Genomic DNA, 20,124 nt, shown 5'->3' on the forward strand with positions numbered 1-20,124 from the left:
ATCACTCTGTTCCAGGGATCGCGATTGACCTTCCGGCTGATGGCCGGAAGGTCTTCAGGCGTGCCGCTTATCGGTAGCTGCCGATCAGCGGCTTGACCGAGCTGATGCGCGACTTGTCGAGGAAGGCGCCCTGGCCGGTGTCGATGTCCGTCGGCGTCAGGCCGTATTTTTTCGCCAGTGCGATCTGGGCGATCGGATAGTAGCCCTGCAGGTAAGGCTGCTGGTCCATCGTAGCGAACATTGTGCCGGATTCCACCGCATTGACGATCTCGACCGCGAGATCGAAGCCACCGAACGGAATGTTGATGCCAGCATCCTTGATAGCGCCCGCGCCGACCGTCGAGGTGACCGAGCCCGTGCCGAACAAAGCCTTGGTGGTGGGGTTGGCGATGAGGAACTGAGCGAGAATGTTCTGCGCTTCGGCCGGATCGAGGCCGGACTTGACGGTCTCCACCTTGATGCCATGTTCTTTCATCGACTTTTCGATGCCGCCGCCACGCGCCACGGCGAAGCTGGCCTCGGGAATTTCGCGCGGGTTGAAGACCATGTCGCCTTCCTTCAGGCCGAACTGCTCGATCATGCGATTGCCGAGTTCATATCCCGAAGCGAATTCGTCCATGCCGACATAGGCCTGGCGGCAATTGCCCTTGGCGCCGTCGAGATCGTCATTGTTGAAGCCGATGACGATAATGCCCGCCTTGACGGCAGCGCAGATACTGGCATCGAACGCATCCGACGAGGAGATTGCAACGGCGATGCCATCGACACCGCTGACCGTGGCGCTCTCGATCAGGTCGTTCTGGCGCACCGGATCGTTATTGGCATATTGTACGTCGAGATCGACGCCGAACTGCGCCGCAGCGTCTTGTGCGCCTTTGACGACGGGGTTAAAGAACTGGACACTCGGATCAAGGTAGATGATCATCGTCGCCTTGACATTTGCCGCCACTGCGGTCGATGTGAAAGCCATAGCTGCGCACGCCGCAAGCATTGCGGTTTTCAGTCTGGTCAATTTCATTTGCGTATCCTCCCTTTGGATGTGCAATCGGGGTCGAAAGACCCATGTCTCGGCTGGCGAGCTCCGACCAAAGATCGCGCCGGCCGAGATTTTCCTCCTCTGCCTCAGTGTCCGGTGAGCAACGTCACCCGAACCAAGGATCCGGCCGGCCCAAGGTCACGTGAATGCCCTTGAACTGCGAATACTCGTCAAAACCGTAGCGGCCGAGTTCCCTCCCGAGGCCACTCTTCTTGTAGCCGCCGATCGGCAGCTCCGGCGCACCGTCGATGACGCTGTTGATCCAGCACCGTCCGGCCCGGATACGCCGGATGCTCTGCAACGCGTTTTCCAGATTGGTGGACCAGACGCTGGCCGACAGGCCGAATTCCGACGCGTTGGCCAAGGCGACCGCCTCATCGGCCGTCTTGAACGTCAGCGTCGATAGAACCGGCCCGAAAATCTCCTCCCGGGCGATCGACATGTCGGCGGTGACCCCGGAAAAAACAGTCGGCGCGTAATAGAGGCCGGAACCCTGCCCGACCCGCACGCCGCCGAGCAACAGTTCGGCTCCTTCGGCCTGTCCTGCCTCGACATAGGAATGCACCTTGGCGGCATGCGCTTCCGAAATCATGGCGCCGATCTTCGTCCGCTCGTTCAGCGGATCACCGAATGTGACCTTGCGGGAAATATCGAGTAGACGCTCCAGTAGTTCGTCCCTGATGCCCTCCTGCACAAGCAGACGGCTTCCCGAAATGCAGCACTGTCCGGCATTGTGGAAGACACCGTAAGCGATACCATCGGCGGCGGCTTCGATGTCCGCATCGGCAAAGACGATCTGCGGCCCCTTGCCGCCCAACTCCAGGCCAACACGCTTGACGCTGCGGGCGGCGATCTCGCCAAGCTTTGTGCCGACCCGAACCGAGCCGGTAAACGCGATCATGTCGGTGCCGGGATCTTCCGCCAAGACTTGGCCTGCGGGGTCGCCGTATCCGGTGACGACATTGAAGACCCCGTCGGGAACGCCGGCCTCACGCGCCAACTCCGCCATGCGGATTGAGGTACCGGACGTGAATTCGGAGGGTTTTAGCACGACGGTGCAGCCGCCGCCGATCGCCCACGGGACACGCTCTGAGGCGATGATGAAGGGGAAGTTCCAAGGGGTGATGATGCCAACGACGCCGACAGGTTCCCTCAGTACGAGGCCGAGGCGATTGTCGCCGATATTGTTGTGGGTCTGACCCTCCAGCGCTCGTGCCTGACCTGCCGCATAGGACCAGAGATCTGCACAGAAGGCGATTTCGCCGCGTGCCTGTGCGATTGGCTTGCCAACCTCAAGGCTCTCGATCAGAGCGATCTCTTCCACATTAGCCAGGATGAGCTCTGCTGTCTTGAACATCAGGCGTGACCGTTCAGCCCCCGACATGCGTGGCCACGGCCCCGTATCGAAGGCCCGACGGGCCGCTGCAATGGCTGCGCGAACATCATCGGCTGACGCATCGGGCCACGTGCCGACCACGATGTCAGCATGACCTGGGCTGAGGCGATCGATGGTTTTGCCAGACGTCGCATCCACCGACTTGCCATCGACAAGCATCTTGTAGCGGGATTTACTCTGCAAGCGCGGATCAGTAGAATCCGGAGTTATGAAATTGCTCTGTATTGTCATTGACCAACCGGGATTTCTGCCCCGGCTCCTTCATGCCCGCCCGGTGTATCGAGCGCCGCGCTTGTGTTACCGCTAATGTGTATGGTACTGTATGGTGGTTATAAGCGGATGTCAACGAGACGGCGGCGGCGAAAAGCATGAACCTTGAAACATTGAAAATTGAAACTGGGGAAACGACGGCAGCGCAGGTCGAACGCGACCTGCGCGAGGCGATCATCCGTCTCGACCTTGCGCCCGGATCTCGGTTGTCTGAGCAGGAGATCGCCTCCCGTCTTGGCGTTTCGAGGCAACCGGTTCGCGAGGCACTGATTGCCCTTGCCAAGTCCAAACTTGTTGAAATCCGCCCCAATCGCGGAACTGTGGTGGTTCGTATCTCAGCCCGTCAAATGATGGAGGCCCGGTTTGTTCGTGAGGCGATCGAAGTTGCCGTCGCCCGGCGTGCCAGCGAAAGCTTCGACACCTGGACGCGCAAAAAGATCGACAGCATCTTGCAGCGGCAAAGAGTGGCGATGGGCGAGCACGACCACAATGCCTTCCGACGAGAGGATGAGCAGTTTCACATCGCGATTGCCGAAGGCGCCGGCTGTGGTCTCGCATGGAACGCCATTTCAGATATCAAGGCCCATATGGACAGGGTCTGCAATTTGCAGCTCCGTAATCCCACTTCCATGAACAACCTCATCGTGCAGCATGAAAAAATCGTGACCGCAATCGACACCAGGGACGCTGACGCGGCTGCGGACGCTATGAGGGCACATCTGAACGGTATTCTGAATGACCTGCCGCAGATTGAATCTGATAACCGCGACCTATTCGAGTAGTGATACAACTGCTTAAATTTCATCTCATGCCAAACCGCATTTTCACCGAAAGGTTGCACTAAAACGCTGCGGTAAAGCGGGAAGTCATGCGAGGTGTCGAGCATCTATCTCATAAGGGGCTCAGCAACCGGGCGGAAAATTCTCACATCCATTGCGAAAATGAGAACGGATGATGCAGAGATTCGGTCAGTCGGCGGCTTGCAATTGCCCGACGCGAGGACTTTTTACGCCCGGGCCGCCGCCGGCGCGATGCCCCTTGTGTCTGTAGGCCGCGGCGGGCGGACCACCCCCACGGCATCGCTGGTGTATAGACCACCTCATCCTGGGTCATACTCTCCTTCACGTACGCAGAAGACCGCCTCACTGATCCCCTTTGTTCGGCAACCCTCCACGAAAGCCTGCATCCGCCAGTTTACAGATTAAGGGAGGCCTCTGATGGGGTGATTTTCGTGTAAGGGGGGCTAGGTGGGTCGCAGCCTTTTCGCCCAATCACCCTAGCTTGATCCGGTGACAAAATACACCCGCTTGCCCCGTTTGCCTCGACCACCGCCATACCAGGGCCGTTACCCATCCGCGCGGATGGAATGAGAGAAAGTCATCGTCTGTCATTACTCAAAGTAGCATCCAACAGAGATACTGGCCCATTAAAATCGATTTCAATTTCTTCTAAAGGCTAGTCTCGGTTAAAGCCCAGACTTCAATTGAGGAAAGTGCGATCTGGTTATTCGCGCGTACGTGATCAATGGTCGTTATGTAGGTGGTGCTCATGAAGCATTTGGTCATCGCGATTATTCATTACTTTTACAGTTCAGTAGAGTTGACAGGCGCCATTTTCACACCAATTATGTTGTCAGACATCTTACAAAATGTCGCTACAAATCCCTGGGAGGGTATCATGAAAATTTTCGCAAAGCTGATTACCAGTGTCGCAATGCTTGTTGCCGCCAACTCTGCGTTTGCAGGCGAGACGCTTGATCGTGTCATGGCAAACAAGGCGCTAGTGATCGCGACCAATAGCGGCTGGCCACCTCAGAGCTATCTTGACGACAGCAATGAAATGGTGGGCTTCGACATCGACGTATCCCGCGAGGTCGCCAAGCGCCTCGGCGTCGAGGTGAGCTTCCAGACCCCGGACTGGGCAACGTTGACCGGGGGCCGATGGCAGGGTCGCTACGATCTTGGTGTCGGCTCCGTTACGCCGACCAAGGCGCGGGCTCATGTAATCGACTTCGTTGGCATCTACTACTACAGCCCCTATGTCTATGTCGTTCATAAGGACAGCGATGCAAAGTCTGCCACCGACCTCAAAGGAAAGGTCATAGGCGTGGAAACAGCGACGACCTCGGAAGACTTTGTCAACCGAAAGCTTGAAATCGACGCACCGGGCCTGCCACCGGTCGAATACAAGCTGGAGCAGGGCGAAGTTCGCACCTTCGCCGATTCCATGTTGCCTTTTGACGACCTGCGCCTGGGTCCTGGGGTGCGCCTAGATGCTGTCATCGCACCCGAGCAGACCGCGATGAACGCCATCAAGAACGGTTATCCACTGCGAATTCTTGAAGGCGGGTACGCCTTCCGCGAGCCGCTCGTCGTCATCGCTGAAAAAGTCGATCCGGAATGGACTGCTAAGGTCGGCGGCCTCATCGAGGAGATGAAAAAGGATGGCACACTCGCCACCCTCACCACCAAGTGGTACGGCAAGGACTACAGCGCCGACTAAAACGTCGAGCAAGCCGGGCCCGGCGCCCGGCATTACCTTTCCATGCCGAAATGAGCCAAACATGACCTATCCAGATACCTACTACCGCCGCACCATGGCCAATGGCTCCGAGCACTCGACCCTCTCCGGCACCTTCGATTGCGACACTGTTATCATCGGCGGCGGTCTTGCCGGCCTGACGACGGCCCTGCAACTTGCCCGCGCCGGCGTCTCCGTCGTCGTGCTCGAGGCCGAAAACGTCGGTTTTGGCGCTTCAGGCCGCAATGGCGGTTTTGTCAGCCCCGGTTTTGCGACGGGCAGCGATGCGATCGTCCGTGCCACCGGCAAGGAAGCTGCGCAAAAAATTCATCGGCTCTCGATCGAAGGTGTCGATTTCGTCCGCGACGCGATCCGCGATCTCGGCATTGTGGATGCAAAGCCGCGGCCTGGCATTATGAGCGTGCTGCGCTACGATGGTGGCAACAGCCTGAAGCAATACGCCGACCAGCTGCGCCGTGACTATGGTTACGAACTCGAATATTTCGGCACCGATGCCGTTCGCAGCCGATTGAAATCGGTACGTTACTTCCAAGCGCTGCGGGATCCCAACGCGTTCCACATTCACCCTCTCAACTATCTGCGGGCGCTTGCCGCAGAAATTGAGCGGTTGGGCGGACGCATCCACGAAAATTCCGCTGTCATACGCTGCAAACTCGGCGGCGCTGAAAAGAGCGCCACGACGGCTGGTGGTGAGATAAAGGCGCGGCGTATCGTCTTCACGACCGGCGGCTACACCGGGCCGCTGGTTAGCAAACTTAGCCGCTCCTATCTGCCCATCGCCACCTACGTCATGCTGACTGAGGAAGCGCCGGGCCTTATCCGTGAGGCGATCGCAACCCGGGACGCTATCGGCGACAACCGTCGCGCTGGTGATTATTACCGCGTGGTAGAAGACGGCAAACGCATTCTCTGGGGCGGTCGCATTACCACGCGCGCCGCGTCGCCTGCGGTACTTGCCGGCGAACTGCGCCGAGAGATGACCGGGACCTATCCCCAGCTCAAGGAATTGAAGACCGAACTCGCCTGGTCCGGTCTCATGTCCTATGCCCGCCATCTCATGCCCCAGATCGGCGAGATGCAGCCCGGCGTCTGGCATTGCACCGCTTTCGGCGGCCACGGGCTGAATACCACGGCCATCGGCGGCAAGCTGGTTGCAGAGGGCATCCTCGGCCAGTCGGATCGCTACAAGCTGTTCAAACCCTTCGGCCTCGTCTGGGCCGGCGGCGTCGCCGGGCTTGCCACAGCACAACTTACCTATTGGAAATTGCAGGCGCAGGACTGGTGGCGCGAACGCGTCGCCTGATCCCGCGGGGGGAACATCCATGCTCGGAAGACTGATACTCACCTATCCCACGACGGCGCGTCGAATCGGCATCGGGCTGGTCTTCGCCCTCGTCGCGGCCGCACTTTATGCGCTTGGCATCAGCTCGGCCTGGATTGGCAAGCTCTTTCCCTCCGCCATCGACTGGCTGAAGGCGAACAACCAACTCAGCCGGGTCGTGTCATCCATCACTATCGCCCTCATCATCGCACTCAATTGGAGATTGCTTCAGCTTCTGCCGCGGAGGCAACAAATTGTGGCAGTCTGGATCGAGCTTTTCGCACTGCTGATGCTATTCTTTTATTCGTTCGACCTGTCGCTCACATTTATCGCCCGAAAGATCGGCTTCATGATCTCGCAGGGCGTGGTAACGACGCTCTATATTTCCGCGATCTCGATTGCCGTCGCGACCGTCATCGCGCTGGCTGGCGCCATTGCCAAACTTTCGAAGAATGGCGTGATCTATGGCCTCGCCACCTTCTACACCTCGCTGTTTCGCGGCCTGCCACTGCTCATGCAGATCTACATTATCTATCTCGGCCTGCCCCAGGTCGGTTATGTCATCGGCGCAATACCGGCCGGCATCCTTGCACTTTCGCTCTGCTACGGTGCCTATATGACGGAAATCTTCCGGGCCGGTATCGAAAGCATCCACCGCGGGCAGACCGAGGGCGCAACGGCCCTTGGCCTTAGCTCCAACCAGACGATGTTCCTTGTTATTCTGCCGCAGGCGATGCGGGTCATTGTACCGCCGACCGGCAACCAGTTTATCGCCATGCTGAAAGACTCGTCACTCGTCTCGGTGGTTGGCGTGTGGGAGATCATGTATCTTGCCCGTACCCAGGGGCAGACGGAGTTCCGTCATATCGAAATGCTGATTACCGCTTCGATGATTTACTGGGTGCTGTCGATCGGGCTCGAATTCCTTCAGTCGCGAATCGAAGCCCATTTCGGGCGGTTCAATGTCCGCTGAAGCGATCACTTTGCAGATCGAGGCTTCCTCGCCCCGCTCCAACCTGCGCGCCGCCATGATCGTACTTTACGCATTCGCCGCGTTCTCAGGCACAGATGCGTTGGTCAAGCTACTGGCTCAGAATTTTCCAGTGCCGCAGGTGACCTTCATGGTCGCGATGGCCTCCCTGGTGTTCGTTGTGGGGTCTGCTGTTATCTCCGGGAGTGGTCGTTCGCTTTGGCCGCGTCATCCCGGCCTTGCCTTCTTCCGTGCCGCCTTGCTCGCCGGCGACACACTACTGATCTACTATGCTTTTGCGGCCCTGCCGCTTGCCGAGGCCTATGTACTGGCATTCCTCTCTCCTGTGCTTGTTGCCGTGCTTGCCTTTGCCTTTCTCGGTGAGCGGATGTCGCGGTTAAGCTGGATCGGCGTGCTTCTCGGCTTTGCAGGCGTCATCGTTGCGCTGCAGCCTGGCGTTACCCCAATGAACTCCGGGCATGCGGCGGCGATAGGTTCTGCCCTGCTGTTCGCCTTCTCGCTTGTTCTCCTGCGCCGGGCAAAAGCGACGGAATCCGATGGGGCGCTAGTAGCGAGCCTGCTCTTGGTCCTGAGCGTGCTTTCCCTTACCATCGCGGTGGCCGGTGAGGGCTTCACGCCCGTTGTCTCGAAAGACATCACGATCGTTGCCGCAGCCGGGCTGCTGCTTTTCGGCGGTCACGCGCTTCTCGTGCGCGCCTTCCGTCTCGGCGATGCTTCGGTCGTCGCCCCCTTCCAGTATAGCCAGATCGTCTGGGGTTGCCTTTATGGCGCCCTGCTATTTGGCGCTCCCATAGAAACTCACACCCTTGTCGGCGCTTTGATCATCATCGTCTCCGGCTGGCTGGTCCTGAAGTAACCGGAGGAGAATTCATGCCGCACGATACCGAAATCAAGCTTGCCGGCGTGCACAAGTGGTACGGGCAATATCATGCCCTCGACGACATCAACCTGGACGTCGCCAAGAGGGAACGCATCGTCATCTGCGGCCCGTCTGGTTCAGGCAAATCCACGCTGATCCGCTGCATCAACCGGCTAGAAACACACCAGCAAGGTAAGATCGTTGTAGGTGGCATTGAGCTGACCGAAAACGAGAGGAACATCGATGAGGTGCGGCGTGAAGTCGGAATGGTGTTCCAGCACTTCAATCTCTTCCCGCATCTTACGATCCTTGATAACTGCATCCTGGCGCCGGTTTGGGTGCGCAAACTAAGCAAGGCCAAGGCGACAGAGATTGCCATGCATTTCCTGGAGCGTGTCAAAATCCCCGAACAGGCCAACAAGTATCCAGGTCAGCTTTCCGGCGGCCAGCAACAACGCGTGGCGATCGCCCGTGCACTTTGCATGAACCCCAAGGTCATGCTTTTCGACGAACCGACTTCGGCGCTCGATCCCGAAATGGTTAAGGAGGTGCTGGATACGATGGTCTCGCTAGCGCAGGAAGGCATGACCATGATTTGCGTGACCCACGAGATGGGCTTTGCCCGTCAGGTGGCCGATCGGGTGATCTTCATGGATCAGGGGCGCGTGGTAGAAGAGGCCGCACCGGCGGATTTCTTTGACAATCCGCAAAATGAACGCAGCAGGCTGTTTTTGAGTCAGATTTTGCGTTGAAGAATCTGTTCTCCTTCAAGGACAGCCCAGTAGCCTACGAGACCCTCCCCGACCAGCCCCGCAAAGCGGAGGGGTTGGATAGTCACACCTCACTTGCCAGCAAGGCCTCCTTAATGCGCGACAACAACGTTTTGGGGTGGCGAGCTTGTGCCCCTCTTGTGGGGAGGGGGGAGGCTTATTATCCCGCTTTACTAAGGTGAAAGTGGGGTAAAAAGGCCATCACGATATACTGCACGCGCTGCTAGACCGTCAAAGCGGCTGCGGCTCTTGTGGAAAGCCGCCAACATGGCAACACGTGCGCGTAGCGCAGTCCCTCCCTGAGACCAGACTTGTTTCAAGACTTTCACCAGAAAGATAGGCGTGCAGGAACCCGGCGATAAAGCTGTCCCCCGCTCCCGTCGTATCGATCACCTCGATAGACGTGATGCTGGTTTCGGCACGTTCATTGCCGTCCGTTGCTGCCGATCCGTCGCCACCGCGTGTCACGACGGCGAGCTGGGCGCCGCCGCTAAGAAACTCCTGCATCATCGTTTCGGCTTTCTGTGGATCTTCACCTGCCGAACCGAAAGCAATGCGCAGTGTGTCGACCCCAAGGTGGGCGGGGTCGTTATTAACCGAGACGTCCTGCGAGACGCTGACACCTGCTTCCGCCAACCGGCGGCGCACAATGCCCCCGTCCGTAATCCAGCCTATGTGGACATGATCCATGCGGCAAAGTGCTGCAAAATCCTCTTCGGCCGGAATGTAATCCTGGCAAACACCAAAATTCTCATGGGTAAAGATGCGGTCGCCCGTCTCTGTAATGTCTATATTCGTATAGGCGGTGTCGCCTGGTAGCATCTGCAAGTAAACGACTTGCACACCGTTCTCCACAAGAAGGTCGCGGGTGCGAGCGCCATCGGCATCATCCCCGACAGCTCCAAAATAGCACACCTCGTGACCCAGTAACGCGAGGTGGACGGCGACGTTGATGGCATTGCCGCCAATCAGCGACTGACCGACGGGAGGCTGGAAGCGATCGACGCAATTGTCGCCGACAACGGCAAAGCGGTAACGGGACATGGGAACCTCAAGTGAATTGTATTTAACAGCAAGGCCGCGACCATCATTGCGACGATCACGGCCCGTATCTGATGGCCCCCACAACCTGGAGGCTAGCGATGGCTCATCATGCCGATGTCGGCCTAGTAAGCAACCTTCTTGTAGTAGCGGCGCGTCGTCAGTGGGTGATTGCGCATGACTTCGAGATGAGCGCTGATCCGCTCCAGAACGGTTGCCAGCAGGATCGGCGAAATCAGCCCGCGCACTTCCGCCGAGATGCCCGGCAGTTCGAAGCCGGCGGTGTCGAGCACGGCGAGCTTGTCGGTATAGTTCGGTGCAAAATTCCCGACCCGGTCGGCAACCGGACGGCACTCGTCCTCGCCCTTGAACAGGATGACGCTGACATTCTTGTCAACCAGTTCTAGCGTGCCGTGGAAGAAGTCCGACGCATGGACTGGACGGGTACGGATCCACTGCATCTCTTCCAGGATGCACATGCCGTAATAGAAAGCTTCCGGCCAAACGTTTCCGGCGCCCGTGATGATGTGGTAGTCGGAACCCGCGAGGATCTTGGCAAAATCCTCTGCCTTGCTCTCGTAATTGCGCTTGACCTCAAGCAGGAGCTTGGGAAGGCTCTGGATTTCGGCAATCAGTTGGTCGTAGTTGGCAATTTCACCCCGGTGCTTCATGATCGAAAGTGCTACGAACAGCGACTGCAGATAGAAGGATTCACAGGATGTGTCGTCTTCCGCAAAGTTGACGAAGACATGATCGCCGCCCTTCCCAAGTGGCGTTTCCTCATGGCCGACGAGGGTCAGAACGGTTGCCCCGATCTCCTTAATTTTCGTAAGCAGAGCAACGCTCTCCTTGGTCGTGCCCGAAAGCGACGGCATCACGACGATCGAATTTTTAGTTAGGTTTGTTGAGCCGGTGATGATGAGTTCGGCCGTCAAATCGATGAAGGCAGGGAAGCGGGACTTGCGCTGCAGCAACTGGTAGGCCGGCTGCATAAGGATCGCGGCGCCTCCGGTTCCCAAGAAAAACACGTTCTCTGCGCCCGCGGCATTGCAGTCCGCGATCACGTCGTCGAAGCGCTTAGCCAGGGCGGCAGCTCCGGATTGGATGCGCAGGAATCTCTGTTCGTCAAAGTTCAGCATGGAAAACTCTCTTCTGTCATGATCCTGGCTGCCCAGGAGCCTCTCGACCTTGTCGCTCTCGACATGTTGTAAGACAACTGACATCTTCGCCTCAGACTGTCAAGATGAAGTTAAAAGGACTATCCCGAGACCGCGCCTAAGTACCGTTTTCTTACAGCCAGTGCCTGTCGAAGCGCCGTCGCTTGACCTTTGCAGATTTGTCGCACAAGAAAATGAGGTTTGAAACCATATGAGGATTGCCTTGGACGAGCCCCTTCGCGACAACCGCACCCTGGTGATCCAGCTTCGTGATCGCATTGCCGATCTAATCCGGGACGAAGGTCTCCTGCCCGGTGGCAAGCTGCCGACAGAGGCTCAGCTGACGGCGCGGTTCAAGATTTCGCGCCCGGCCCTTCGCGAGGCGCTGAAACTGCTTGAGCAAGACGACATCATCTATGTCGAGCACGGTCGGGGCCGGTTCATTTCGGCGATGTCTGCGGTGCATGTGGATCGGCCGATTACCGTTTTCGAAAGCGTGACCGACATGGCGCGCCAGTATGGTTACAAGCCGCATAACAAGGTATTGTCGATCTCCGAAGAAATGGCGGACGGCACGATTTCGAGGCAGTTGCGCCTAGAGCCCGGCGGGCGAGTGATCCGTATCGAGCGACTCCGACTCGAAGGCGATACACCGATCATGTATTGTCTCGACTATGTTCCACGCAGCATCATTTCGGCTCGGCTTTACGATATCGACTGGGGTGGATCGCTGCTTTCATTGCTTGAGCAGCACAAGCAGCGACCGCGCATGTCGGCCGCGTCCGTAACGGCGGTAATGCTACCTGATGACGTCGTCGCGGGTAACGATCTTCGCGATTTCGGCCCTGCCCTCCTAATCACTGAAACCTGCTTCAACACAATGGGCGTTCCAGTAGTCTACGCGATTGATTATCATCGCGGCAGCCATTTCACCTTCAGCCTTGTACGCAAATAGACAGCTTCTATTATGTTCGGGCCCAAAACTTATCGCCTCTCCTGGACTGATCCCCGAACGTTGGACATCAACCTTCGGGGGTTTTTTTGGTGTGTAAATATAGTTTGGATTTCAAGCGGAGCGTTGTCGCCACTTATGCGAGCGGAAGGCGCGCACACGGTTGCGGCTCGGTTCGGCATTGATCATTCGACGGTGCGTGTATGGGCGGCGGCCCATTCGGCGCACGGGCTGGCTGGGTTAGCCCGCAGGTTCAGCCATTACGATGCGGCCTTCAAGCGGTTTTGCAGCGGATGTGGGACGATGGACTGTCCTATCGCCAGGTGGCTGCGGTCTTTGACATCCGCAACAACGGCTGCTTTGCCGACTGGGAGAGACGTTACGAGCGCGGCGGGCTGGAGGCGTTGGCCGCGCGCCGCAGAGGAGGACCACGATCGATGTCCAAACCACCCGCCGCCGTTGAATCGGACTGCTTTCGGACCTTGCTTATCTGCGCATGGAGAACGCCTACCTAAAAAAATTGGAGGCCATAGCGCAGGAACGGCAGCCGCTGAAAAAGCGCAGGCCGTTCAGGCGTTAAGGCCGCTCCATTCGTTTGCCGGTCTGCTTGCAATTGGCAGACCTTTCGCGCAGCACGTTCTACTATCGGCAAAAGGTTGCCGGCTCGGATTCTTGATGAGAAAGGTACAGCGGCTTTTGCGCTCCACGAGAGTGGTGACATTGGTGTGCCGAGTGGGCGTTCAAAGATTTCGGTGTTCCGGGTAGCGAAGAAGGATGCCAAGGCTGGCCAGGGCATGACCCAGTTCGGGCGTGCACTGTGTGAGCTAAACATCGAGATTCTTTGCGCGAATTCGAGCCAGGCCAAAGGCCGTGTCGAGCGGATGAACCGGGCGCTGCAGGATCGGTTGGTCAAGGAATTGCGGCTGGCCAGGATAGCCGACATGGCGGCAGGCAATACGTTTTTGCCTGGCTTCATGGAAGACTACAACGCACGCTTTGCGATTGCCCCTGCCCGGCCGGAAGACCTGCATCGGCCGATGAACCTGGCGCCGGATCGACTACACGAGATCCTGTGCAAGCGCGAGCACGGGGCGCAGTGGACGTTCTCGTTCGAGCGCCAGCGGATCATGCTGGAAGAGAGTGATGTGACGCGCGGTCTGGTCGGTCGCTATGTCGAGACTTATGCCTATGCCGACGGTCGCTTGGATGTGCGTTGGAAGGGGCATTCCCTGCCCTACACGGTGTTCGACAAGGACCAGCGGGTGACGCATGCGGCGATCACCGAGAACAAGCGGCTTGGCCCGGCCCCACCGAACAGAGTTTTTACTTCAGCCCACAAACTGGAACCACCTTTCCATATTTCCGCGTGTTCAGCATCAAGCCTCAGAAGAACCAGTTTTGGGTCGTCCTTTCCGCCTTCGTACCAAGCTGCAACGTAATTGTTCCAAAGACGATCGATGAGTGCGCGGTCGTTATCGATACCGAGGTTACCATGGATAGCCGCAAAAATATCGTGGCCCTCGGAGACGAAGGTTGCCACCGCTCGGCCCTCGCCAGTGGCCTGTTGAACGAGTTACGAGTCGGCCGATGAAAAGAACCAAATGGGACCGCGGTCCACGTCAAGTTGGGCTGTCATTGGCCGGGTATGGCTTTCTTCAACGCCGGACAGACCAAGCATCACGGTCATGTCTGATTTCAACCCCTTCCAGAATTTGTCCCGTAATTCCTGTTCGTCGGCAATGCTCGTCTCCCGTGAAAACTGCCTGCTATTCCCCAGGCCGAAAGGGGAAGTGCCTTTACTGCCGATGAATTCAAGGGGCAGTGGTGGCCGGTAGCGGTTATCAATTAAGGAAGCTCGTCAGGCGGCGTCGCTTGGGGAAAATCTGCCTTCATCATGCTTGCAGCGAGAGCATACCCGCCACCCGCTCCATCTACGAAATGGATATGATCTCGTGCGTCTAGTGACGGCACGAAGCAGGTCATAAGGGCTTCGAGTTGGCGATGGATACCGAAGCGACAAACACCTGACGCCGCAGCTTTCACGAGTAAGTCCTCGATCTGATTTGACTGCACCGCGCTGAGATCAACGGTCATTTTTAGGCCGTCGTCGAATTTGCGGAAATCACTGTTTTCGGCGACCTCCACCTTATAACCTTTCGGATCAAACGAACCGATTGGGAGGCCTAGAAAATCGATGCCTACCGCCAGCATAGTTTCCGCGAATATACCTAGTTTACGAGCCAGTAAGCGCCCCTCAGAGGCAGTTGCACGTGCCTCGGTATCAATACCCTTGGTTGTGAGCGTAAGCGGTGGGCCGTTGGGAGGCAAGGGATGCCCATCCCTCGCCTGCTGAGAAACAATTTGAAGGATATCCGTAAGAAGAGATTTAAATCGGGGCCCGAGTCCATCGCCGCCTGGGGCGATTATTAACGAAAGGATTTCGCCATGGCTGGCCGGGATTGGATCCCAGCGACAGGATAGGCCAGTTAAGTCAGGCCTGGAACCTGACTTAGCCGCTGGCACCGAGTACCGACCGCGTTTCATTTGATCTTCGGCCCAGCTGGAACCTCCTCCGACGAACATGGAGTAGACGGCGTTCACGCTTGCACGATACCGTAATACCTGGACATCGTAGCCAGCGTTTCTGACATCTGCCATCGGAACGATAGCAGCGCGCATCTCCAAATTAAGCGCTTCCCCGACCCACACGACAAGTGCGGAAAGGTTGGCGACCGCTTCCTCCTGCCGACTGCCAGGCAATGCCATCATTGCCCCGTCACCGCCGAAAACAAACGGGTGCTTATAGCTCCCAAGACCGTTCAAAAGTGCGGTTATGACACTTGCACCTGCAGTATTTACGGCCTTATACCGTCCTTTGGTAATGGCTTTCGTCGAATCCACCACGTCAGCGACAGCGAGCACCCAATCCAGTGGAAGCGGTCTATAGCTGTTAAAGTCTGTCACGCCAGCGAACTCGTCCAAAACGGTCAGTTCGTCGAAAAATTTCGAGTCACCATTACCCGACATTGCACCACCTTCGACCTGTTCGAACGTTGGATTGTAGCGCGAACTGTGTTCAATGGCACGCACGGTATCGATTAAACGTCCGCCTGCGGCGACCGCACGCACTACTGCTCCCAGTCAGATTTGTTAGCACCAGGGAACCTGCTGTTACCCAAGGTTTCGAAAAGATCAAACAGTAACTTGGAAATGGGGCGCGTATACTACGGAGGGCAAAATTCAAGAAAGTTTTACCGAAGACGTAGAGCGCACCATCAAAGGCGAAACAGTAAAGCGCAGGGCCTCCGCCGAGAAATTAGCCTACCTGATCGAGCAGGAAGACGGAGGTCTGGTACGAAAGAGCCAATCAGAACCTTTGAGTCGATCGTGAACTAAATGGTTCGAATCCGAAGGGCTGCTTGAGCCACTTCTCGACAGGGAAAACGCGCTATTATTACCCTCGGTTCGACACTGTGCGTGGTTCGGATGAAGCGAGAGCAGAAATCGTCTGGCGGATTTTTTACGCTCGATAGTCAAAATCATGCATTCCGCTGGCTCAAAACTATTGCTGAGCAGCCGTGGGTGGAGGCGGAGACCTGCATTGCCGCTCGGAGGAATAAGCATGGCATACGAATGGGACGATGCTCGCGCACGAAAAATGCGCTTGATTGAACTGATTCCGTGTGGGCATTGACTGCGTCAGCGCTCAGCATGCCTGTTGCCTTGCTTCTCACCGCATCCCTTCATAGCACACCTCGCAATCAAAATAGTTGCAACGACCACTGCCTGCGGCCTTTCGCACCGGTTCGCAACTGTCGGCTGGAAAGCTATGCGCTTTGTCGAAACCCTGGGCAGCCGGAAGTGGCGCGCTCGACGGTCTTGTCAAACTACGCTTCCTGTTTAACATTAGTCGCGTGACGCAATGCGCCCTCAAGTGGTCAAATATCGCCACTGGTTCAACGTTCGAACCGCTCCAACATTTTTTTCAATTGGTCGTTCTGCAGCCTTAGCCTGCTTGTCAGTTGAATTCGAAGCATCCTGAGTTCATGATCCAGTATGATCTCGTCCGAAATTTTGGGAACGACTTCAGCTGGTTGCGAGACACCCTCATCCGTAGCGATCTTCTCAGCACGCCCTCTTCTCTTCCCCATAGCTTTAGCACCTGATCTCTCCCTTGAAGGGGCAGATGCGATGGTGGCGCCTATACCTTGTGTCGCGGGGTTAGAGGTTCCTGCACCCCCGTCACTATCGCTTTGCGGCGTGTCCTGGCCGTCGCGGCCGGTCTGTATCGGCGGTTTGGGCTCTGCCGAAAATGGTTCTATTTGAATGAAGGGCGCTGGAGTCTCGCGTGTTGGCTGGTCGACGTTCTCCCCGACTGGGGTGTCCGTCTGCTCCGAGATCGCCGCGACATCCGGCTCGATACCAATTGCAGTATCATCCTGCTTTCGCTGTCGTCGCGGTGAGATAAGCCGGCTAAAAAACTTCCAGGGTGACGCCATCACTTCGACCTCGCGTTACTATCCGCATACAGGTTGAGCGGTTGCCATCTGGCGGCAGTCATGGCCGCCGCCGAACACCGTCTCCCTTAACACAGAAATGCGGTCGGCGATTGGCCGACTACATCTTTCAGTCGAGGTTCAGCCGCTTACGCAGATCAGCGTTTTCGGTCCGAAGTTTTTCTGCCAGCCGCTTGCGGAGCCTTTGGTTTTCTTCTTCCAGCTGCAAGATGTCCGTCATCTCATCGCCCGCAGCCTCGGCAGGCGTCAGCACGGCAGGCATTGTTTGCACGGCCTTTGGAGAGCGTTTCACAGGTGCACGTTTTACAGCGCCGGCGTTGTCAACGGGCTTCCCTTTTCGTCCACGCTTTTGCTTGCCAGAGACAATGGAGGGTTCCGCTGCAACTTCAACCGAGACTGCTTCCAGGGTCGCCTTTGTCGCTCGAGGTTTGCGCTGCTTTTTTGGTACGACAGGCGTTTCCGCAACGGCCGGCGCTTCAGTGGTGATTGTATCGATTTCGTCAGCCATTGTTGTCTCCTCTATCACTGCAACAGTTTTGTTCTGCCCAATCGGCGGTGTCAACGAGAACACTGCTGGCTTAGCGTTTGAAGGAGAAATTTCGCCGTCGGATGTTCTGGCAAGTTGGGCATCCGGCAAGAGCATCGTCTCTTCCTCCATCGCGAGCGCCACAGATTTGAGATCCATGTTCCCCCAGATAGAGTTCGACCTGGCATCTGGTTTTCGCCGACCGTTTTTATATTCAACAGCAAAACTGCGTTGGATTTTTTTCAATTTGAAGACCTTGGGTGGCGATGGGATCATTCATCGACAGTTCACCGTTGAAAGAAAGCTCGGGGATATTCGATGCCCGTGTTTTAGTCCAGCCCTTGTGAGACAAGGCACATTGCGATTTTTGCGTTGTCTGACGCAATTCTAGACGTTAAGCGCAAACCGGCCGGTCGGGGAGACGGAACTTACCTGGACGCTCTTAACCCCAGCCGATTATAAACGTCTGCGCGGTTACGCCGGTAAAGAGGTTCGCGCGGATACAACGCCTTGAGGACAATCGAACCGCAGTGTTTTTCACACGCGACACTCTGTTTGGCATGATGATCAAGTTTTGTGTAGCCGATTGCTAAAATGCAGTCAGATTTATTCACCCGATATTTCCACCGAATCCCCTAAAGATAGCATCCCCTGCAAAAGCTCCATTAACCGATGACCCTGCAATTTCGTTCTCGCCAAGCCGCAATAGTCCCGCATATCAAGATGGCAACGCTCGGCACCCTTGGCTGTGCCGTTGGGGCGATCGCACTCGTTTATGTATTAAGCCTGCTTGTTCCCGACCGTCAGTTTTGGGTAGAGTTGACCATCGTGGCGTCACTAACGGTAGCTGTTATATTTCCGCTTCAATTGGCTCTTCGCCTACGAAACGAAGCGCTTCGTGATATGCAAAAAGAGCTTCAGCACGCCCTGCATCATAATCCTGTCACGGGTACATTGCGCGCCAACGCATTTGCGGCCTCGGTCGAGCACGCGATTGATCGCAGGCGCTTGAGCACTGCGGAAAACCCGGATGGCGTCATGCTCGTTCTCCGTATCAGCAATTTCGATGAGATCGGTCGTCGTTATGGTCCTCAATGGGCAGATACACTGCTTCAATCGATTGTTCAGATCGTCCATTCTTGTGTACGCTACGGTGATCTTGTTGCCCGCCTCTCTTCCGACGAACTCGGGATCTATCTGCCTGGCACAGCAACAGAAAACGCAAGAGACTTCTGCGAGCGCATCCGCGCGCGCATAGACGAGACCACTTTCACAGCCGGACAGGAGCACCATCTCTCGGTGACGGTCCGGCTTGGCGGTACTAGGGTCGGAGACCAGTCCGACTTTCAGGCCCTCCGCGAGGCTGCTAACCACGACGCCCTTGCAGAGGAAGAGGCTGGCCCCCTGCTATTCCGGGAGCTGTTTTCGTGACAGGGAGGCGCTGGAGCCTGCTCGCGATGGATGATTGATACTTCGCGACGGGTCGCCGTCTCTGCGACGGCCACATAGGCGGCGGTTGAAACGACACGTTGGGTGCGCAAGGACGCCGAAACTGGCCAGATAATCTAAGACCGGGAAATACAGGAAGGGAACAGATCACATTGGTCATTTCACCGATCCTCACCGATCCTCGCCGGCATCCGTTTCGATGGCCGCAACGCCGGCCGGGCTCAAGGTACCGCAACGCCAGACGCTGTAGACCGGCTGGGTATCCCAATCATAGTAGAAGACCGCTTCCAGTGTTCGCTTCGCCATCAGTTGCCGAAAGACGCGGCGCATGGCGCGAATCGCCCCTTCTCGCTTCCGGTCGTCGATCGGACAAGAAAGCGTGGTGTTGGCAATGCCCCATTCGGTAACCCAGCACGGCTTGCCCTCCCCTTCAGGTTGGCAAAAGTCCAGAAGCGCGGTCACATACTGTGCAAGCGCCGCGCCACCTCTGCGCCCCGGATAGACATGAATGCCATAGCCGTCGATCAACGCGTCGATCCCCCGTTCCCGCAGGAGCGAGACGAACGCACCAGGGTCGAGCCGCTCCCTCCCGCGATAGTCGGCCTCGTCTGCGCTGACATCGGAAAGTCCTGCGGAAATCAGCAGCGCACCGCGGCTATGGACCGTTGCCTGCAATTCCTCCCGGGTGATCCGAACGGCGCCGACATATGCGTCGAGCCCGCGCTCGAAGGCCGGGCGATCGGCGAGTTCCGAAACGTTGCGCGGTGTCTGCCGCCCCGGTTTTTCGTAGACGACGAGGTCGCCATTGTAGGCACTGTAGTTTATTTCGTTTCCGGGCTCGACGGCATCGATGCGGATGCCCATGTCATCAATGCGGCGAAGCGCCGAGCGCAGCTGCGCTCGGTAAAGATCGAGGTCAAGATCCGAAAGCCGCAGAACATCCCAGATGCGCCCGAAACCGGTGCGAGGGCGCACCCCCACCGCATAGTAATCCTTGTTGCCGAGCTGGATCTCGATAAGGATTTTCAGCCCCAGCCGATCCGCGATTTCGACCGCTTCGATGCTCTTGTCCATCGGTCTCGACAGCGAAAGCCGGACGTGGGTGATGCCGCTTGCCGCAATTTCCTGCAGCACGCGGTTCTGATCGGCGCGGGAAAGCCAAGCGAGGTTTACCCGGTTCATGCCGATGCGATCGGGGAACACATCGTCTGCGTCCACCGGCGGCGCGGGTGCAAAGGCCCAGAACACTGCCAGCGCGCAAGCGAGGCGCGCGCCCATGCGCGCTGCCGCTTTCATCC

Annotated in this window: 18 protein-coding genes and 3 pseudogenes; 12 read left to right on the top strand and 9 right to left on the bottom strand. The window is 57.3% G+C overall.

Annotated features, from left to right (window positions below):
* Positions 1-67: 67 nt before the first annotated feature.
* Positions 68-1,018, bottom strand: coding sequence for a substrate-binding domain-containing protein (locus tag ACP7E6_RS15735; RefSeq protein WP_426230687.1), 951 nt, complete (start codon positions 1,016-1,018; stop codon positions 68-70).
* 124 nt (positions 1,019-1,142) lie between these two features.
* A complete protein-coding gene (locus tag ACP7E6_RS15740) occupies positions 1,143-2,657 on the bottom strand; it encodes an aldehyde dehydrogenase family protein (protein ID WP_426230772.1) in 1,515 nt (504 codons plus the stop codon).
* Positions 2,658-2,800: 143 nt separating this feature from the next.
* On the opposite strand from ACP7E6_RS15740, the gene ACP7E6_RS15745 reads away from it, so the two are divergent.
* The 7 genes and pseudogenes from ACP7E6_RS15745 (at position 2,801) to ACP7E6_RS15775 (ending at position 9,166) form a co-directional block, all read left to right on the top strand.
* On the top strand, positions 2,801-3,484 hold the full coding sequence (locus tag ACP7E6_RS15745; RefSeq protein WP_426230688.1) for a GntR family transcriptional regulator: 684 nt from the start codon (positions 2,801-2,803) through the stop codon (positions 3,482-3,484).
* Positions 3,478-3,644 (top strand): annotated as a pseudogene (locus tag ACP7E6_RS15750) (IS6 family transposase); the annotation flags it as partial. The gene ACP7E6_RS15745 and the pseudogene ACP7E6_RS15750, both read left to right, overlap by 7 nt.
* A 735-nt stretch (positions 3,645-4,379) precedes the next feature.
* Positions 4,380-5,204, top strand: a complete 825-nt coding sequence (locus tag ACP7E6_RS15755; protein ID WP_426230773.1) for a transporter substrate-binding domain-containing protein — start codon at positions 4,380-4,382, stop codon at positions 5,202-5,204.
* A gap of 61 nt (positions 5,205-5,265) precedes the next feature.
* A complete protein-coding gene (locus ACP7E6_RS15760) occupies positions 5,266-6,546 on the top strand; it encodes an NAD(P)/FAD-dependent oxidoreductase (RefSeq protein WP_426230689.1) in 1,281 nt (426 codons plus the stop codon).
* A 19-nt stretch (positions 6,547-6,565) separates the two neighbouring features.
* Positions 6,566-7,537 carry an amino acid ABC transporter permease gene (locus ACP7E6_RS15765; RefSeq protein ID WP_426230690.1) on the top strand — a complete coding sequence of 324 codons (972 nt, stop codon included), beginning with the start codon at positions 6,566-6,568 and terminating at the stop codon, positions 7,535-7,537.
* Positions 7,527-8,411: a DMT family transporter gene (locus ACP7E6_RS15770; protein WP_426230691.1), complete on the top strand. Its 885-nt coding sequence runs from the start codon at positions 7,527-7,529 to the stop codon at positions 8,409-8,411. Before ACP7E6_RS15765 ends, ACP7E6_RS15770 begins: the two co-directional genes overlap by 11 nt.
* Positions 8,412-8,425: 14 nt before the next feature.
* Positions 8,426-9,166: an amino acid ABC transporter ATP-binding protein gene (locus tag ACP7E6_RS15775; RefSeq protein WP_426230692.1), complete on the top strand. Its 741-nt coding sequence runs from the start codon at positions 8,426-8,428 to the stop codon at positions 9,164-9,166.
* 249 nt (positions 9,167-9,415) lie between these two features.
* Here ACP7E6_RS15775 and ACP7E6_RS15780 read toward each other — a convergent pair whose 3' ends face one another.
* Positions 9,416-10,228, bottom strand: a complete 813-nt coding sequence (locus ACP7E6_RS15780; RefSeq protein WP_426230693.1) for a PfkB family carbohydrate kinase — start codon at positions 10,226-10,228, stop codon at positions 9,416-9,418.
* Positions 10,229-10,350: 122 nt separating this feature from the next.
* Complete coding sequence (locus ACP7E6_RS15785) at positions 10,351-11,364, bottom strand: SIS domain-containing protein (protein WP_426230694.1); 1,014 nt, start codon at positions 11,362-11,364, stop codon at positions 10,351-10,353.
* A gap of 241 nt (positions 11,365-11,605) precedes the next feature.
* Here ACP7E6_RS15785 and ACP7E6_RS15790 point away from each other — a divergent pair, with 241 nt between their 5' ends.
* From ACP7E6_RS15790 to ACP7E6_RS15800, 3 genes and pseudogenes are all read left to right on the top strand, one after another.
* On the top strand, positions 11,606-12,337 hold the full coding sequence (locus ACP7E6_RS15790; protein ID WP_426230695.1) for a GntR family transcriptional regulator: 732 nt from the start codon (positions 11,606-11,608) through the stop codon (positions 12,335-12,337).
* 200 nt (positions 12,338-12,537) lie between these two features.
* Positions 12,538-12,849, top strand: a complete 312-nt coding sequence (locus tag ACP7E6_RS15795; RefSeq protein ID WP_426230696.1) for a helix-turn-helix domain-containing protein — start codon at positions 12,538-12,540, stop codon at positions 12,847-12,849.
* A gap of 228 nt (positions 12,850-13,077) precedes the next feature.
* A pseudogene (locus tag ACP7E6_RS15800) lies at positions 13,078-13,635 on the top strand (ISNCY family transposase); the annotation flags it as partial.
* Here ACP7E6_RS15800 and ACP7E6_RS15805 read toward each other — a convergent pair.
* Both ACP7E6_RS15805 and ACP7E6_RS15810 read right to left on the bottom strand, forming a co-directional pair.
* Positions 13,569-13,874, bottom strand: coding sequence for a pyridoxamine 5'-phosphate oxidase family protein (locus ACP7E6_RS15805; protein ID WP_426230697.1), 306 nt, complete (start codon positions 13,872-13,874; stop codon positions 13,569-13,571). The pseudogene ACP7E6_RS15800 and the gene ACP7E6_RS15805 overlap by 67 nt on opposite strands.
* 305 nt (positions 13,875-14,179) lie before the next feature.
* Complete coding sequence (locus ACP7E6_RS15810) at positions 14,180-15,463, bottom strand: DUF3095 domain-containing protein (protein WP_426230698.1); 1,284 nt, start codon at positions 15,461-15,463, stop codon at positions 14,180-14,182.
* Between the two features lie 76 nt (positions 15,464-15,539).
* Here ACP7E6_RS15810 and ACP7E6_RS15815 point away from each other — a divergent pair.
* Positions 15,540-15,725: pseudogene (locus ACP7E6_RS15815) on the top strand (DUF2945 domain-containing protein); the annotation flags it as partial.
* Positions 15,726-16,290: 565 nt separating this feature from the next.
* On the opposite strand, the gene ACP7E6_RS15820 reads toward ACP7E6_RS15815, so the two are convergent.
* Together ACP7E6_RS15820 and ACP7E6_RS15825 are read right to left on the bottom strand one after the other, a co-directional pair.
* The gene (locus ACP7E6_RS15820; RefSeq protein WP_426230699.1) at positions 16,291-16,833 is read right to left on the bottom strand and encodes a hypothetical protein; all 543 of its coding nucleotides are present in this window, start codon (positions 16,831-16,833) and stop codon (positions 16,291-16,293) included.
* Positions 16,834-16,960: 127 nt separating this feature from the next.
* Positions 16,961-17,623, bottom strand: coding sequence for a transcriptional regulator (locus ACP7E6_RS15825; RefSeq protein ID WP_426230774.1), 663 nt, complete (start codon positions 17,621-17,623; stop codon positions 16,961-16,963).
* Positions 17,624-18,100: 477 nt separating this feature from the next.
* On the opposite strand from ACP7E6_RS15825, the gene ACP7E6_RS15830 reads away from it, so the two are divergent.
* Complete coding sequence (locus tag ACP7E6_RS15830; protein WP_426230700.1) at positions 18,101-18,808, top strand: GGDEF domain-containing protein; 708 nt, start codon at positions 18,101-18,103, stop codon at positions 18,806-18,808.
* A 189-nt stretch (positions 18,809-18,997) separates the two neighbouring features.
* Here the strand turns inward: ACP7E6_RS15830 and ACP7E6_RS15835 are convergent, their stop codons facing one another.
* A complete protein-coding gene (locus tag ACP7E6_RS15835; protein WP_426230775.1) occupies positions 18,998-20,104 on the bottom strand; it encodes a glycoside hydrolase in 1,107 nt (368 codons plus the stop codon).
* Between the last annotated feature and the right edge of the window lie 20 nt (positions 20,105-20,124).

The sequence above is a fragment of the Pararhizobium sp. DWP3-4 genome, from assembly GCF_049898205.1.
GTDB lineage: Bacteria > Pseudomonadota > Alphaproteobacteria > Rhizobiales > Rhizobiaceae > Pararhizobium.